This window comes from Photorhabdus luminescens subsp. luminescens, from assembly GCF_001083805.1.
Taxonomy (GTDB): domain Bacteria; phylum Pseudomonadota; class Gammaproteobacteria; order Enterobacterales; family Enterobacteriaceae; genus Photorhabdus; species Photorhabdus luminescens.
Map to the genome: position 1 here is coordinate 454,481 of NZ_JXSK01000003.1, position 18,376 is coordinate 472,856.

At 42.7% G+C, this 18,376-nt stretch carries 7 protein-coding genes and 1 pseudogene; 2 read left to right on the forward strand and 6 right to left on the reverse strand.

Annotated elements, in window-relative coordinates:
- Nucleotides 1–652 precede the first annotated feature (652 nt).
- On the forward strand, nt 653–8,200 hold the full coding sequence (locus TI10_RS10310) for a Tc toxin subunit A-related protein (protein WP_049583215.1): 7,548 nt from the start codon (nt 653–655) through the stop codon (nt 8,198–8,200).
- A gap of 56 nt (nt 8,201–8,256) precedes the next feature.
- Nucleotides 8,257–12,702: a SpvB/TcaC N-terminal domain-containing protein gene (locus TI10_RS10315; RefSeq protein ID WP_049583216.1), complete on the forward strand. Its 4,446-nt coding sequence runs from the start codon at nt 8,257–8,259 to the stop codon at nt 12,700–12,702.
- Between the two features lie 193 nt (nt 12,703–12,895).
- On the opposite strand, the gene TI10_RS10320 is transcribed toward TI10_RS10315, so the two are convergent.
- The 6 genes and pseudogenes from TI10_RS10320 to TI10_RS26480 all read right to left on the reverse strand — a co-directional run bounded on the left by TI10_RS10320 (nt 12,896) and on the right by TI10_RS26480 (nt 17,930).
- On the reverse strand, nt 12,896–13,525 hold the full coding sequence (locus TI10_RS10320) for an AAA family ATPase (RefSeq protein ID WP_049583217.1): 630 nt from the start codon (nt 13,523–13,525) through the stop codon (nt 12,896–12,898).
- A 140-nt stretch (nt 13,526–13,665) separates the two neighbouring features.
- The gene (locus TI10_RS10325) at nt 13,666–14,643 is read right to left on the reverse strand and encodes a hypothetical protein (RefSeq protein WP_049583218.1); all 978 of its coding nucleotides are present in this window, start codon (nt 14,641–14,643) and stop codon (nt 13,666–13,668) included.
- Between the two features lie 264 nt (nt 14,644–14,907).
- A pseudogene (locus tag TI10_RS10330) lies at nt 14,908–15,279 on the reverse strand (hypothetical protein); the annotation flags it as partial.
- 34 nt (nt 15,280–15,313) lie between these two features.
- Nucleotides 15,314–16,045, reverse strand: a complete 732-nt coding sequence (locus tag TI10_RS10335; RefSeq protein WP_049583220.1) for a hypothetical protein — start codon at nt 16,043–16,045, stop codon at nt 15,314–15,316.
- A complete protein-coding gene (locus TI10_RS26475; protein ID WP_336431692.1) occupies nt 16,042–16,932 on the reverse strand; it encodes a lipase family protein in 891 nt (296 codons plus the stop codon). The genes TI10_RS10335 and TI10_RS26475 overlap by 4 nt, the downstream gene beginning before the upstream one ends.
- Nucleotides 16,836–17,930, reverse strand: a complete 1,095-nt coding sequence (locus TI10_RS26480; protein WP_336431690.1) for an alpha/beta hydrolase family protein — start codon at nt 17,928–17,930, stop codon at nt 16,836–16,838. Before TI10_RS26480 ends, TI10_RS26475 begins: the two co-directional genes overlap by 97 nt.
- Nucleotides 17,931–18,376: the final 446 nt, after the last annotated feature.

Below are 18,376 nucleotides of genomic sequence, written 5' to 3' on the forward strand. Positions count from 1 at the left end.
TAACAAGAAAACATTACAACTACTTTTCTTCTTTGCATTATTTAACATCAAAGTATGCATTAACTGAGATTGAGTTTTATCATCTTTATTCTTAACAGTTATCAAACAATTTTCATTATTATTGCAAAATAAATACAACCCCTTCTTATGTTACAATAATGATTATAAAGAAATTTCACATATTATCATTAAGTAATAATGGGCACAATTAACCATTTAATTAAACATTTCAATTGGTTGACAAAGACTCATTATGTTCAACATGTAATGAGCGCAATTTTAACATTAAATAAATTACATAGTTCATATTCATTATCACTGAGATCAGCTTTTTTCGTATAGTACATCATGTGAACAATACCGTGCCATTTCCTGCCAAATCTTATTAAAAAGTCAGTTGCAAATTTTGCATCTGCTTTTTTTGCAACAGCTATTTAAAGAAAACAGTGAGATAGTGATTATCCGAGAGATCAAGATATGTCTGCTCTTTACGCACAAACTGCAAACCATTTCTATGCATATCTCAGCTATTTCTCAAAACCTGTATTTAATCATCTCTTATTCCGATGGAACGGAATCATTCTCTGATTGATTCATGATGTAAAGACAATATGGATGTTTCATTTACTTTATGATTTTAAAAGGAATAAATATGAATTCGCCTGTAAAAGAGATACCTGATGTATTAAAAATCCAGTGTGGTTTTCAGTGTCTGACAGATATTAGCCACAGCTCTTTTAACGAATTTCACCAGCAAGTATCCGAACACCTCTCCTGGTCCGAAGCACACGACTTATATCATGATGCACAACAGGCCCAAAAGGATAATCGGCTGTATGAAGCGCGTATTCTTAAACGCACGAATCCTCAATTACAAAATGCTGTACATCTTGCCATCGTAGCGCCTAATGCTGAACTGATAGGCTATAACAACCAATTTAGCGGCAGGGCCAGTCAATATGTCGCGCCGGGTACCGTTTCCTCCATGTTCTCCCCCGCCGCTTATTTGACTGAGCTTTATCGTGAAGCACGCAATTTACACGCCAGCGATTCCGTTTATCGCCTGGATACTCGCCGCCCAGATCTCAAATCAATGGCGCTCAGTCAACAAAATATGGATACGGAACTTTCCACTCTCTCTTTATCCAATGAGCTATTATTGGAAAGCATTAAAACTGAGTCTAAGCTGGATAATTATACTCAAGTGATGGAAATGCTCTCCGCTTTCCGTCCTTCCGGCGCGACGCCTTATCACGATGCTTACGAAAATGTGCGTAAAGTTATCCAGCTACAAGATCCTGGGCTTGAGCAATTAAATGCTTCACCAGCCATTGCCGGGCTGATGCATCAAGCTTCCCTATTAGGTATTAACGCTTCAATCTCACCTGAGTTGTTTAATATTCTGACGGAGGAGATTACTGAAGGTAATGCTGAGGAACTTTATAAGAAAAATTTTGGTAATATCGAACCGGCTTCACTGGCTATGCCGGAATACCTTAGACGTTATTACAATTTAAGTGATGAAGAACTCAGCCAGTTTATTGGTAAAGCCAGCAATTTCGGCCAACAAGAATATAGTAATAACCAACTCATTACTCCGATAGTCAACAGCAATGATGGCACAGTCAAGGTATATCGAATTACCCGCGAATATACAACAAATGCCAATCAAGTAGACGTGGAGCTGTTTCCCTACGGTGGAGAAAATTATCAGTTAAATTACAAATTCAAAGATTCTCGTCAGGATGTCTCCTATTTATCCATCAAATTAAATGACAAAAGAGAACTTATCCGAATTGAAGGAGCGCCTCAGGTCAACATCGAATATTCAGAACATATCACATTAAGTACAACTGATATCAGTCAACCTTTTGAAATCGGCCTAACACGAGTATATCCTTCTAGTTCTTGGGCATATGCAGCCGCAAAATTTACCATTGAGGAATATAACCAATACTCTTTCCTGTTAAAACTCAATAAAGCTATTCGTCTATCTCGTGCGACAGAATTATCACCCACCATTCTGGAAAGTATTGTGCGTAGTGTTAATCAGCAACTGGATATCAACGCAGAAGTATTAGGTAAAGTTTTTCTGACTAAATATTATATGCAACGTTATGCTATTAATGCTGAAACTGCCCTAATACTATGCAATGCACTTATTTCACAACGTTCATATGATAATCAACCTAGCCAATTTGATCGCCTGTTTAATACGCCATTACTGAACGGCCAATATTTTTCTACCGGAGATGAAGAGATTGATTTAAATCCAGGTAGTACTGGCGATTGGCGTAAATCCGTGCTTAAACGTGCATTTAATATCGATGATATTTCCCTCTACCGCCTGCTTAAAATTACCAACCATAATAATCAAGATGGAAAGATTAAAAATAACTTAAATAATCTTTCTGATTTATATATTGGGAAATTACTGGCAGAAATTCATCAATTAACCATTGATGAATTGGATTTATTGCTGGTTGCCGTGGGTGAAGGAGAAACTAATTTATCCGCTATCAGTGATAAACAACTGGCGGCACTGATCAGAAAACTCAATACCATTACCGTCTGGCTACAGACACAGAAGTGGAGTGCGTTCCAATTATTTGTTATGACTTCCACCAGCTATAACAAAACGCTGACGCCTGAAATTAAGAATCTGCTGGATACCGTCTACCACGGTTTACAAGGCTTTGATAAAGACAAGGCAAATTTACTGCATGTTATGGCGCCCTATATTGCGGCCACCTTACAATTATCATCGGAAAATGTCGCCCATTCTGTGCTGCTTTGGGCAGACAAGTTAAAGCCCGGCGACGGCGCAATGACAGCCGAAAAATTCTGGGACTGGTTGAATACTCAATATACGCCAGATTCATCGGAAGTATTAGCAACACAGGAACATATTGTTCAGTATTGTCAGGCGTTGGCGCAATTAGAAATGGTTTACCATTCCACCGGTATCAATGAAAACGCCTTCCGCCTGTTTGTGACAAAACCAGAGATGTTTGGCTCGTCAACTGAGGCAGTACCTGCGCATGATGCACTTTCACTGATCATGCTGACGCGTTTTGCAGATTGGGTTAATGCGTTAGGCGAAAAAGCCTCTTCCGTACTAGCGGCATTTGAAGCTAACAGTTTAACGGCAGAACAATTGGCTGATGCCATGAATCTTGATGCTAATTTGCTATTGCAAGCCAGTACTCAAGCACAAAACCATCAACATCTTCCCCCAGTGACGCAAAAAAATGCTTTCTCCTGTTGGACATCTATCGACACTATCCTGCAATGGGTTAATGTTGCACAACAATTGAATGTCGCCCCACAGGGAGTTTCCGCTTTGGTCGGGCTGGATTATATTCAATTAAATCAAAAAATCCCCACCTATGCCCAGTGGGAAAGTGCTGGGGAAATATTGACTGCCGGATTGAATTCACAACAGGCTGATATATTACACGCTTTTTTGGACGAATCTCGCAGTGCCGCATTAAGCACCTACTATATCCGTCAAGTCGCCAAGCCAGCGGCAGCCATAAAAAGCCGTGATGACTTGTACCAATACTTACTAATTGATAATCAGGTTTCCGCTGCAATCAAAACTACCCGGATTGCCGAAGCCATTGCCAGCATTCAACTGTACGTCAACCGCACGCTGGAAAATGTAGAAGAAAATGCCCATTCAGGGGTTATCAGCCGTCAGTTCTTTATCGACTGGGACAAATATAACAAACGCTACAGCACCTGGGCGGGTGTTTCTCAATTAGTTTACTACCCGGAAAACTATATTGATCCCACCATGCGTATCGGACAAACCAAAATGATGGACGCATTATTGCAATCCGTCAGCCAAAGCCAATTAAATGCCGATACTGTCGAAGACGCCTTTATGTCTTATCTGACATCGTTTGAGCAAGTGGCTAATCTTAAAGTTATTAGCGCGTATCACGATAATATTAACAACGATCAAGGGCTGACCTATTTTATCGGCCTCAGTGAAACTGATACCGGTGAATACTATTGGCGCAGTGTCGATCACAGTAAATTCAGCGACGGTAAATTCGCCGCTAATGCCTGGAGTGAATGGCACAAAATTGATTGTCCAATTAATCCTTACCGAAGCACTATCCGTCCTGTGATGTACAAATCCCGCTTGTATCTGCTCTGGTTGGAACAAAAGGAGATCACTAAACAAACAGGAAATAGCAAAGATGGCTATCAAACCGAGACAGATTATCGTTATGAGCTAAAATTGGCGCATATCCGTTATGACGGTACCTGGAATACGCCAATCACTTTTGATGTCAATGAAAAAATATCCAAGCTAGAACTGGCAAAAAATAAAGCGCCTGGGCTCTATTGTGCTGGTTATCAAGGTGAAGATACGTTGCTGGTTATGTTTTATAACCAACAAGATACACTCGATAGTTATAAAACCGCTTCAATGCAAGGGCTATATATCTTTGCCGATATGGAATATAAAGATATGACCGATGGACAATACAAATCTTATCGGGACAACAGCTATAAACAATTCGATACTAATAGTGTCAGAAGAGTGAATAACCGCTATGCAGAGGATTATGAAATTCCCTCATCGGTAAATAGCCGTAAAGGCTATGATTGGGGAGATTATTATCTCAGTATGGTATATAACGGAGATATTCCAACTATTAGTTACAAAGCCACATCAAGTGATTTAAAAATCTATATCTCGCCAAAATTAAGAATTATTCATAATGGATATGAAGGGCAGCAACGCAATCAATGCAATCTAATGAATAAATATGGCAAACTAGGTGATAAATTTATTGTTTATACTAGCTTGGGAGTTAATCCAAATAATTCGTCAAATAAGCTGATGTTTTACCCCGTTTATCAATATAACGGAAATGTCAGTGGGCTTAGTCAAGGGAGATTACTATTCCACCGTGACACCAATTATTCATCTAAAGTAGAAGCTTGGATTCCTGGAGCAGGACGTTCTCTAACCAATCCGAATGCTGCCATTGGTGATGATTATGCTACAGACTCGTTAAACAAACCGAATGATCTTAAGCAATACGTCTATATGACTGACAGTAAAGGTACTGCTACCGATGTCTCAGGACCAGTAGATATCAATACTGCAATTTCCCCGGCAAAAGTTCAGGTAACAGTAAAAGCCGGTAGCAAAGAACAAACGTTTACCGCGGATAAAAATGTCTCCATTCAGCCATCCCCTAGCTTTGATGAAATGAATTATCAATTTAATGCTCTCGAAATAGATGGCTCAAGTCTGAATTTTACTAACAATTCAGCCAGTATTGATATTACCTTTACCGCATTTGCAGAGGATGGACGTAAACTGGGTTATGAAAGTTTCAGTATTCCTATTACCCGCAAGGTGAGTACTGATAATTCCCTGACCCTGCGCCATAATGAAAATGGTGCGCAATATATGCAATGGGGAGTCTATCGCATTCGTCTTAATACTTTATTTGCTCGCCAATTAGTTGCGCGAGCCACTACCGGTATTGATACGATTCTGAGTATGGAAACTCAGAATATTCAGGAACCACAGTTAGGCAAAGGTTTCTACGCTACGTTCGTGATACCTCCGTATAACCCATCAACTCATGGTGATGAACGTTGGTTTAAGCTTTATATCAAACATGTTGTTGATAATAATTCACATATTATCTATTCAGGTCAGCTAAAAGATACAAATATAAGCACCACGTTATTTATCCCTCTTGATGATGTTCCATTGAACCAAGATTACAGCGCCAAGGTTTACATGACCTTCAAGAAATCACCATCAGATGGTACCTGGTGGGGCCCTCACTTTGTTAGAGATGATAAAGGAATAGTAACAATAAACCCTAAATCCATTTTGACCCACTTTGAGAGCGTCAATGTCCTGAATAATATTAGTAGCGAACCAATGGATTTCAGCGGCGCTAACAGCCTCTATTTTTGGGAACTGTTCTACTATACCCCGATGCTGGTTGCCCAACGTTTGTTGCATGAGCAAAACTTTGATGAAGCGAACCGCTGGCTGAAATATGTCTGGAGCCCATCCGGGTATATTGTTCACGGCCAGATTCAGAATTATCAATGGAACGTCCGCCCGTTATTGGAAGATACCAGTTGGAACAGTGATCCTTTGGATTCCGTCGATCCTGACGCGGTAGCGCAGCACGATCCGATGCACTATAAAGTTTCAACCTTTATGCGCACCCTTGATCTGTTGATCGCGCGCGGCGACCATGCTTACCGCCAATTGGAGCGCGATACGCTTAACGAAGCGAAGATGTGGTATATGCAAGCGCTGCATCTGTTAGGCGATAAACCTTATCTGCCGCTGAGTACCACATGGAATGATCCACGACTGGACAAAGCCGCGGATATTACTACCCAAAGTGCTCATTCCAGCTCAATAGTCGCTTTGCGGCAGAGTACACCGGCGCTTTTATCATTGCGCAGCGCCAATACCCTGACCGATCTCTTCCTGCCGCAAATCAATGAAGTGATGATGAATTACTGGCAAACATTAGCTCAGAGAGTATACAACCTGCGCCACAACCTCTCTATCGACGGTCAGCCGTTATATCTGCCAATCTATGCCACACCGGCGGACCCGAAAGCGTTACTCAGCGCCGCTGTTGCCACTTCTCAAGGTGGAGGCAAGCTGCCGGAGTCATTTATGTCCCTGTGGCGTTTCCCGCACATGCTGGAAAATGCTCGCAGCATGGTTAGCCAGCTCACCCAATTCGGCTCCACGTTACAAAATATTATCGAACGTCAGGACGCAGAAGCGCTCAATGCGTTATTACAAAATCAGGCCGCAGAGCTGATATTGACTAACCTGAGTATTCAAGACAAAACCATTGAAGAACTGGATGCCGAGAAAACCGTGCTGGAAAAATCCAAAGCGGGAGCACAATCGCGCTTTGATAGCTATAGCAAACTGCATGATGAAAACATCAACGCCGGTGAAAACCAAGCTATGACGCTACGAGCGTCCGCAGCCGGGCTTACCACGGCGGTTCAGGCATCCCGTCTGGCCGGCGCAGCGGCTGATCTGGTGCCTAACATCTTCGGCTTCGCCGGTGGTGGTAGCCGTTGGGGGGCTATCGCTGAGGCGACCGGCTATGTAATGGAATTTTCCGCTAATGTTATGAATACCGAAGCGGATAAAATTAGCCAATCTGAAACCTACCGTCGTCGCCGTCAGGAGTGGGAAATTCAGCGTAATAATGCCGAAGCGGAGCTGAAACAACTCGATGCCCAACTTAAATCGCTGGCAGTACGCCGTGAAGCCGCCGTATTGCAAAAAACCAGCCTGAAAACCCAACAAGAGCAGACCCAAGCCCAATTGGCCTTCCTGCAACGTAAGTTCAGCAATCAAGCGTTGTACAACTGGCTACGTGGCCGACTGGCAGCAATTTACTTCCAATTCTACGACTTGGCTATCGCGCGTTGTTTAATGGCAGAGCAGGCTTACCGTTGGGAAATTAGCGATGACTCTGCTCGCTTTATTAAACCGGGCGCCTGGCAAGGAACCTATGCAGGTCTGCTGGCAGGTGAAACCTTGATGCTAAGTTTGGCACAAATGGAAGACGCCCATTTAAGACGCGATAAACGCGCATTAGAGGTCGAACGTACAGTATCGCTGGCCGAAATTTATGCTGGTTTACCGCAAGATAAAGGCCCATTCTCCCTGACGCAAGAAATCGAGAAGCTGGTGAATGCAGGTTCAGGCAGCGCCGGCAGTGGTAATAATAATTTGGCATTTGGCGCCGGCACGGACACTAAAACTTCTTTGCAGGCATCCATTTCATTAGCTGATTTAAAAATTCGTGAGGATTACCCGGAATCTATTGGCAAAATCCGACGCATCAAACAGATCAGCGTTACCCTGCCGGCGCTATTGGGACCTTATCAGGATGTGCAGGCAATATTATCTTACGGCGATAAAGCCGGATTAGCGAACGGCTGTGCAGCGCTGGCCGTTTCCCACGGTACGAATGACAGCGGTCAATTCCAGCTCGATTTCAACGATGGCAAATTCCTGCCGTTTGAAGGTATCGCCATTGATCAAGGTACGCTAACACTGAGTTTTCCTAATGCATCAACGCCAGCCAAAGGTAAACAAGCCACTATGTTAAAAACCCTGAACGATATCATTTTGCATATTCGCTACACCATTAAGTAACCATCCCAACACAGAACTAAGACAGGCCCCGAATCGGGGTCTGGTAAGGAGTTTCTATGCAGAATTCACAGACATTCAGCATGACCGAGCTGTCATTACCTAAGGGCGGCGGCGCCATTACCGGTATGGGTGAAGCATTAACGCCGGCCGGGCCGGATGGTATGGCAGCCTTATCGCTGCCATTGCCCATTTCTGCCGGACGTGGTTATGCCCCCTCGCTCACGCTGAACTACAACAGCGGAACCGGTAACAGCCCGTTCGGTCTCGGTTGGGACTGTAACGTCATGACAATTCGTCGTCGCACCAGTACCGGCGTGCCGAATTATGATGAAACCGATACTTTTCTGGGGCCGGAAGGTGAAGTGTTGGTCGTAGCATTAAATGAGGCAGGTCAAGCTGATATCCGCAGTGAATCCTCATTACAGGGCATCAATTTGGGGATGACCTTCACCGTTACCGGTTATCGCTCCCGTTTGGAAAGCCACTTTAGCCGGTTGGAATACTGGCAACCCCAAACAACAGGCGCAACCGATTTCTGGCTGATATACAGCCCCGACGGACAAGCCCATTTACTGGGCAAAAATCCTCAAGCACGCATCAGCAATCCACTAAATGTTAACCAAACAGCGCAATGGCTATTGGAAGCCTCGGTATCATCCCACGGCGAGCAGATTTATTATCAGTATCGAGCCGAAGATGAAACTGATTGCGAAACTGACGAACTCACAGCCCACCCGAACACAACCGTCCAGCGCTACCTGCAAGTAGTACATTACGGTAATCTAACCGCCAGCGAAGTATTTCCCACGCTAAATGGAGATGATCCACTCAAATCTGGCTGGTTGTTCTGTTTAGTATTTGATTACGGTGAGCGCAAAAACAGCTTATCTGAAATGCCGCCATTTAAAGCCACAAGTAACTGGCTTTGCCGCAAAGACCGTTTTTCCCGTTATGAATACGGTTTTGCATTGCGCACCCGGCGCTTATGTCGCCAAATACTGATGTTTCACCGTCTGCAAACCCTGTCTGGTCAGGCAAAAGGCGACGATGAACCCGCATTAGTTTCACGTCTGATACTGGATTATGACGAAAACGCGGTGGTCAGTACGCTCGTTTCTGTCCGCCGAGTGGGACATGAGCAAGATGGCACAACGGCGGTCGCCCTGCCGCCATTGGAACTGGCTTATCAGCCTTTTGAACCAGAACAAAAAGCACTCTGGCGACCAATGGATGTACTGGCGAATTTCAACACCATCCAACGCTGGCAACTGCTTGATCTGCAAGGCGAAGGCGTACCCGGTATTCTGTATCAGGATAAAAATGGCTGGTGGTATCGATCTGCTCAACGTCAGACAGGGGAAGAGATGAATGCGGTCACCTGGGGCAAAATGCAACTCCTTCCTATCACGCCCGCTATTCAGGATAACGCCTCACTGATGGATATTAATGGTGATGGGCAACTGGATTGGGTTATCACCGGTCCGGGGCTAAGGGGTTATCACAGCCAGCATCCAGATGGCAGTTGGACACGTTTTACGCCGTTGCACGCCTTACCGATAGAATATACCCATCCCCGCGCCCAACTTGCGGATTTAATGGGGGCCGGGCTGTCCGATTTAGTGCTGATTGGTCCCAAAAGCGTGCGTTTGTATGCCAATAACCGTGATGGTTTTACCGAAGGACGGGATGTGGTGCAATCCGGTGGTATCACCCTGCCGTTACCGGGCGCCGATGCGCGTAAGTTAGTGGCCTTTAGCGACGTACTCGGTTCAGGCCAAGCACATTTGGTTGAAGTTAGTGCGACGAAAGTCACCTGCTGGCCAAATCTGGGACATGGCCGTTTTGGTCAGCCAATCACATTGCCGGGATTTAGCCAATCCGCCGCCAATTTTAATCCTGATCGAGTTCATCTGGCCGATCTGGACGGTAGTGGTCCTGCCGATCTGATTTATGTTCATGCTGACCATCTGGATATTTTCAGCAATGAAAGTGGTAACGGTTTTGCACAACCATTCACACTCCGTTTTCCTGACGGCCTGCGTTTTGATGATACTTGCCAGCTACAAGTGGCTGATGTACAGGGATTAGGGGTTGTCAGCCTGATCCTGAGCGTACCGCATATGGCGCCACACCATTGGCGCTGCGATCTGACCAACGCGAAACCGTGGTTACTCAGTGAAATGAACAACAACATGGGAGCCCATCACACCCTGCATTACCGTAGCTCCGTCCAGTTTTGGCTGGATGAAAAAGCCGCAGCCTTAGCTACCGGACAAACACCGGTCTGTTACCTGCCCTTCCCGGTCCATACCCTGTGGCAAACAGAAACCGAGGATGAAATCAGCGGCAATAAATTAGTGACCACTTTACGTTACGCTCACGGCGCCTGGGATGGACGTGAGCGGGAATTTCGCGGCTTTGGCTATGTTGAGCAGACAGACAGCCATCAACTGGCTCAAGGCAATGCGCCGGAACGTACATCACCGGCACTTACCAAAAACTGGTATGCCACCGGAATCCCTGAGGTAGACAATACGCTATCTGCCGGGTATTGGCGCGGTGATACGCAGGCTTTCACTGGTTTTACGCCACACTTTACTCTCTGGAAAGAGGGCAAAGATGTTCCACTGACACCGGAAGATGACCACAATCTGTACTGGTTAAACCGGGCACTAAAAGGTCAACCACTGCGTAGTGAACTCTACGGGCTAGATGGCAGCGCACAGCAGAAGATCCCCTATACAGTGACTGAATCCCGCCCACAAGTGCGCCAATTACAAGATAACACTACCCTTTCCCCGGTGCTCTGGGCCTCAGTGGTGGAAAGTCGTAGTTATCACTATGAACGTATCATCAGCGATCCCCAATGCAATCAGGATATCACTCTGTCCAGTGACCTATTCGGGCAACCGCTGAAACAGGTTTCAGTGCAATATCCCCGCCGCAATAAACCAACAACCAATCCGTATCCCGATACACTACCAGATACTCTGTTTGCCAGCAGTTATGACGACCAACAACAACTATTGCGGTTAACCTACCAGCAATCCAGTTGGCATCATCTAATTGCTAATGAACTCAGAGTGTTAGGATTACCGGATGGTACACGCAGTGATGCTTTCACTTACGATGCTAAACACGTGCCTGTTGATGGTTTAAATCTGGAAGCTCTATGTGCTGAAAATAGCCTGATTGCCGATGATAAACCTCGCGAATACCTCAACCAGCAACGAACGTTCTATACCGATGGGAAAACCGATGGAAAAAATCCAACGCCACTGAAAACACCGACACGACAGGCTTTAATCGCCTTTACCGAAACGGCGGTATTAACGGAATCTCTGTTATCCGCATTTGATGGCGGTATCACGCCAGATGAATTACCCGGCCTTCTGACACAAGCAGGATACCAACAAGAACCTTATCTGTTCCCACTCAGTGGCGAAAACCAAGTCTGGGTAGCACGCAAAGGCTATACCGATTACGGAACTGAGGTACAATTTTGGCGTCCTGTCGCACAACGTAACACCCAGTTAACCGGGAAAACGACTCTAAAATGGGATACCCACTACTGTGTCATCACTCAAACCCAAGACGCGGCTGGTTTGACTGTCTCAGCCAATTATGACTGGCGTTTTCTCACACCTATGCAACTGACTGATATCAACGATAATGTGCATATCATAACCTTGGATGCGCTAGGACGCCCTGTCACTCAACGTTTCTGGGGAATCGAAAATGGTGTGGCAACAGGTTACTCTTCACCAGAAGCAAAACCATTCACTCCACCAGTCGATGTCAATGCTGCCATTGCTCTGACCGGACCACTCCCTGTCGCGCAGTGTCTGGTCTATGCGCCGGACAGTTGGATGCCGCTATTCGGTCAGGAAACCTTCAACACATTAACGCAGGAAGAGCAAAAGACACTGCGTGATTTACGGATTATCACAGAAGATTGGCGTATTTGCGCACTGGCTCGCCGCCGTTGGCTACAAAGTCAAAAAGCCGGCACACCATTGGTTAAGCTGTTAACCAACAGCATCGGTTTACCTCCCCACAACCTCATGCTGGCTACGGACCGTTATGACCGTGATTCTGAACAGCAAATTCGTCAACAAGTCGCATTCAGTGATGGTTTTGGCCGTTTGTTGCAAGCGGCTGTGCGGCATGAGGCAGGCGAAGCCTGGCAACGTAACCAAGACGGTTCTCTGGTGACAAAAATGGAAGATACCAAAACGCGCTGGGCGATTACGGGACGCACTGAATATGACAATAAGGGGCAGGCGATACGAACTTATCAGCCCTATTTCCTCAATGACTGGCGATATGTGAGTGATGACAGCGCCAGAAAAGAGGCCTATGCCGATACTCATATCTATGATCCGATTGGGCGGGAAATCCAAGTTATCACGGCAAAAGGCTGGCTGCGGCAGAACCAATATTTCCCGTGGTTTACCGTGAGTGAAGATGAAAATGATTTGTCCGCTGACGCGCTCGTGTAATTGAATCAAGATTCGCTCGTTTAATGTTAACGAGCGAATATAATATACCTAATAGATTTCGAGTTGCAGCGCGGCGGCAAGTGAACGAATCCCCAGGAGCATAGATAACTATGTGACTGGGGTGAGTGAAAGCAGCCAACAAAGCAGCAGCTTGAAAGATGAAGGGTATAAATAAGAAACTGCATTGTGAGTTCTAAATAGAGTAGCAGCATATTTTATTGCCTTTTATTTCATAGGTAATAAAATTCAATTGCTGTAAAAATCTGTCATCATGAGAACTAAAAATAACAACTTTCTCTTCTGCAAGAGAAATCAATAATTCAATTAAAAATGTTATAGAATCTGAATCAAGACCATTTGTTGGCTCATCAAAAATATAAACATCCGCATCGGTAATAAAAGCTGATGTCAATAGAAATTTCTTTTTTATCCCAAGTGACATATGTCCATACTCAATACCAGAATAATTAGATATACCAAAACCATTTAAATAGTAATCTAATTGATATTTTAAATTACTTTTCCTATAACGCTGACTTAAATTAATCACATCCATTCCCGTGATGAAATTATAAAAGTTAACATTATCCGATAGATAAAAACCATGCTGTTGCAAATTAAATCGGCTCTTTTCTCCCTTTTTTATAAAATTAACCATTCCTTTTTTAACCTTATTTACACCAGCAATACTTGAAAGAAAAGTCGTTTTACCCGCCCCATTAACTCCCGCAATACGGTTTAATCCAACCCGAAAATCACAATTGACTCCTGAAAAAATAGTCTTACCATTAATAACAACCTCTAACCCAATAACTTCAAGCATAAATAACCCCTAAAAATAACGTAAAAAAGAAAATAACACCAACAATAATAATTTTCGTGTATTGCGTTCTCAACAGAGAAATAAAAGAAACAATAATAGAAAGAAAAGCATAAGATAAAAATATAATCACAGGAAAAGATTTAACAACAAGAAAGCAAAAAATAAAAAACAAAGCAAATAAAAAACAAAGAAATACCATAATTAAAAAAGAATATTTTCCGCACAGATAAAAAGTTGGACAAATATGAAAGATAATTTATTTCAATATATGATAGATTATAAAATAACAACATGCATATATATAAAACAACACTGGCATATATTAATGATATATAATCAGCCTTGTTTGGGATTTGAGAAAAGGCACTTTCACATAATAGATATAAAAGCAGAACAGATAATGCCATAATAAGCACAGACATTTTATTTTTATTAAAACAATAACGAAGATTCATTATATAAGGCAATGAAAAAAAACCTGATGAAAATAATTTTTTATTTCTATTAATTATATAACATGGTGTGAAATTCAAATATAATATCAATGCTACTAATGGAATAACTAATGTAAAAATCAAATCATATAATATTCCACTCCTGAATGATGCCGCCAGAAGAAAGAACACAGCAACAATAAAAAAATGCAAAAAACTTAATTCAAATAAGCAAAATCCAATTACAGCAAAAGAAACTATCAAAAAAAACACAGATGAAAGGTAATGCAAATAATTAACATTTTCGTAAAAAAAACCTATAAAGAAGAAAATAACTATCGGAAAAGCACTATAAATAAAAAAAACGATACGACTAAAAAACAACGTTTTTTTACCTACCAAAGAAACGATGATTGAATTCTCCTTTGCAGAAGGAAAAAACCTTATGTTAATCAAATAAAATACCATATATACCATTAAAGATATGGCAGTAAAATAAAATGATTTTATGTAGCCATCTGGAATAATAATATTGGAAGATAAAGTTATTAAAACCTCAAAGATACCACTGAACTTTGCCGGAAGTAATAAAAGAAAAAGGAATATAATGACATTTTTATTCCCAGACGCAAATTTCTTTATCCTACCTTTATATTCCAAGGCATCAGCGATTATTAAATTCATACTGCCTCTCTAAAACCAAAATCTAAATAATGTCCTTGGTGAATCTTTAGGGAATTTCGTCCTGGAATGCAAATATAAATAGTTACTGAAAACAATACATTGATTTTTAATTAAATACTGGCGATATGACCTTAATGATGCTACTTTATTTTCCAGTATTCAATTCGATCATTATTCCAATCAATGCTCCCATCCGGGTATTCAATCCTCGCAGGTTCTTTACCCGGTGGGATAATCACTTTCGGCATCTTGGTTTCATCCAGTTTTCACCAGATGGCTGACATCGGTATAACTTACCGAAACAAAGGCTCGGTCAATCTTCCATTTACATCGTCCACCACCGTTAAAAGGTAGTTTCGCCTGAAAGTAACCGGTTTGCGGATCAGCTTTTACATCCAGACGTAATCCGTTATAAGTTGGTACCTTAAAAGGCGACATATTGGAATCGAAACGATATTCAAGGCAATCTTTTGAGATATACACAGCGGATACATATGGTTCTGTATATTTTGGCACTACCCCTTCCACCGTAATCCACTGATTCTCTTTGGGCGGAGAAAGTGGCTCATTAGGATCAGCACAGCCTGATATTAAAATCACGGATAAGACAAATAAGTATTGCTTGATATTTATCATGGTAAGTTTTCCTCAATGCCTACAGAAGGAGATATTATTTTATCTTCCAGTAATCTATCGTTTGGCGACGGAGGTCGATTCTTCCATTGGGATATTCAACCCATTCTCCTCTCCCTTTAGTTACCGTGATTTTTGGCATTTTGGTTTCATCCAGCTTAGGTTTATAGGTGATTTTCCATTTAACGCCCGGTGTTAACTTCAACCTAAAGGGATACATACTAACTTCACCCTGTAAGGACACGCTTTTCGGAAATCCTTCAACCATTTCTAAAACAGGATAAATAATCGGGCTAAAATTAATCGTATTCAATGCGGGGATTTCGCTAATATTTGTCCGGGCAGCATCATTGATAAATGCGATTAAACCTGTTCCCCCATAGGGCACTGCATCTTTTACCAGATGGTGGACATCGGTATAACTGATTGACACAAACGCTCGGTTGATTTTCCATTTACACCTACCCCCGCCATTAAAAGGTAGTTTTGCCTGAAAGTAACCGGTTTGTGGATCAGCTTTTACATCCTCCAAACGTAATCCGTTATAGGTTGGTACCTTAAAAGGCGACATATTGGAATCCAGACGATACTCAAGGCAATCTTTTGAGATATACTCTGCCGACACATGAGGTGCGGTATATTTCGGTGCCACTCCTTCTACGGTGATCCACTGATTTTCTTTGGGCGGAGAAAGCGGCTCATTAGGATCAGCACAGCCAGATATTAAAATCACTGACAAGACCGATAAGTATTGTTTGATATTTGTCATGGTAAGTTTTCCTCAATTCCTACAGCATTATCTATATAGCGTGTTAAAGCTAACGGTCCCTGTTGATCTTGTTGAGTGCAAATCAGAGCTTGCTTTAGTTGATGGTCTATTTGTAAAAATAATGCATCGCGTTGCCGAATATCAGCAACAATATCGGCCCTATCGTTCAGTGTTTTTTCAAATAGTTGTTCCTGATCTCGAAAAAAATGGTATTTATCTGGTGCAATCAACTCCGCCAGTCGTGCGCCAATGTAACAGGCATATTTCCTTGAACGATGATCAGGGAAACCCAAGGCATCCTTTTCGGTTGGATTCTCGTTCAATGGAAACCATTTGGCCTTATCCATATCTCTTATCCGCTTAAAAAATCCTTTCTGAATCTCTCCTGCGTCCTTTAGATTATGTTCCGTTTCACGGTTTAGCGACGGAATTAAATATAATTTTGTTTTGGTGGGTAAAGTAGTTCTGAGTCGTATATGGTTGCTTGGATTACGTTCTTCCTGCCATTCAATAACCAGATTGATTTTACAAAAGTGCACTATTTTTCCGTGATGCAGGAAAATTTCACCGCTTTTGGTAACATCCAACAATTCAACAGGGCTGAATAGATAGCCGAGTGGTCCCCAACAATCATATAGCCAGTTATCCAGATTTTTTTCCGGTGGTAAGGAAGGGATTGGGTCATCTTCGTTCACATGGCGGTAATGGGTGATATCTGCCAGTTCCTGTACTGCACTAGCAGTTAACACCCGGGGCATTCCATAGCTGTAAAGACACGGATCATATTCTTTCAGTTGTGCGCAATGTAGTAATGCAAGTGCGCCACCCAGACTGGGCCACAGACGAATAATTTTTTGTTTGTAGCGAACTTGGTAATATCGGGAAATACTTTTTTATCCGTATTATTAGGAACTTTTAACTTGCTAACCAGGCTAAATGCTTCCCAAAACCCTTTATGTACTTTGCCGCTGTGAATAAATCCGCTGCATAGCGCTTTTTCATCGCAACCTAATTCCAAAGGTTGGTATGTGGCATCCGTCAGGATATCTCGCTTGCTGGCTGTACCCCGCCAACTGACAATCACATCATTTTTACTGACCGCATAAAATAATTGAGTATCACCCTGTTTATTATCTCCTGCTTTTGAATCAATAAATTCCACTTGAGTGTAACGTTCACTAAACGGCACATCGTAAACTACAGGTGTTGCCAATAATGTTTCCACTTTATAGGGCAATTTTGAAACATCCACCATTTGCCGGTTAAAAAAATGTTTAACCGAACCTTCAATATCAACATCCCCGTCAGCATAGGCCAGCACGCTCATCAAGCACTGGTTATAAGCATTCACAATGGAATACTCTTTTTGATGGTGCAGCAACAAAACCCAGGCCCGAAACGGACATACTTCCAGAACATACCGTCTATTCACCGGATGGACCTGATAGCCTTGTGGTTCCGGGTCCGGGAAATGATAGGGAGGCGGAATTTTTTTAGGATCATTCCAATCATCTAGCGTCGGCAACCCATCACTGATCTGCCCGATAGTCACATAGCGATATTGATGGCCTTCGGCTTCCGCTTTTGGTTTCACCACCGAAGCCTCTTCACCGCGTTTTTCTCGCAACGGACGCTGTTCCATCTCATCGGCCAGCGGCTGAGCATCAATATATAGCGTCACCGGATGAGGCAACAGCTCCTCTTCTCTAAGCACACCGAAACCATTAGTTACCCCTCGGCGCACATAACCCGGGGTGCCGCGACTAATCAGGCGATAAGGCATGTTGACCAGCGGCTTTCCTTGTTCATCCACCAACTGAAATTCCACCCAGTTTTTCAAAAAACGCTTACAATCAAAACACAAGCGTGGATCTGATATACCCATTAGTTTGACTTCCTTCTTTATAACGTTATTTCTCCGTCCGGCTATCAATCACCTTCATCAGCATAAATATCCTGTCAAGAATAGCGTTCATTGATTTCGTCACCAAAGAAACAAGATAGTAAAAATCCTATTACCACAGATAAAAAACACCGCTTATGCCGTGAGTAATAGTGAGTTGAACGACAGGAATACAGCGGTGCATCCCCATCAATTAGTCCCTTTGAATAAAGGGAACAGAATTTGAAATTTCCGTCATACCGTCCATATTACGGAACTTAGATTATGATTATTAAATCACCACCAAATGGCAAGAAAAATTTTCATTTTTTAATTTACGAAGAATGAATTTGTAAGAAAGTGTTACAAATTCAATAGAAATTGAGTTATCGTCAATTTCAAGTTAAGCGAGTATAGATGCTAATAATTGGCATAACTCAATCCGGTTG

Bases quoted from the DNA above. Each gene is read 5' to 3' on its own strand.
- TI10_RS10335 (WP_049583220.1), bottom strand. From the start codon at position 16,045: ATGACAAATATCAAACAATACTTATCGGTCTTGTCAGTGATTTTAATA.
- TI10_RS10315 (WP_049583216.1), top strand. From the start codon at position 8,257: ATGCAGAATTCACAGACATTCAGCATGACCGAGCTGTCATTACCTAAG.
- TI10_RS10325 (WP_049583218.1), bottom strand. From the start codon at position 14,643: ATGAATTTAATAATCGCTGATGCCTTGGAATATAAAGGTAGGATAAAG.
- TI10_RS26480 (WP_336431690.1), bottom strand. From the start codon at position 17,930: ATGGGTATATCAGATCCACGCTTGTGTTTTGATTGTAAGCGTTTTTTG.
- TI10_RS10320 (WP_049583217.1), bottom strand. From the start codon at position 13,525: ATGCTTGAAGTTATTGGGTTAGAGGTTGTTATTAATGGTAAGACTATT.
- TI10_RS10310 (WP_049583215.1), top strand. From the start codon at position 653: ATGAATTCGCCTGTAAAAGAGATACCTGATGTATTAAAAATCCAGTGT.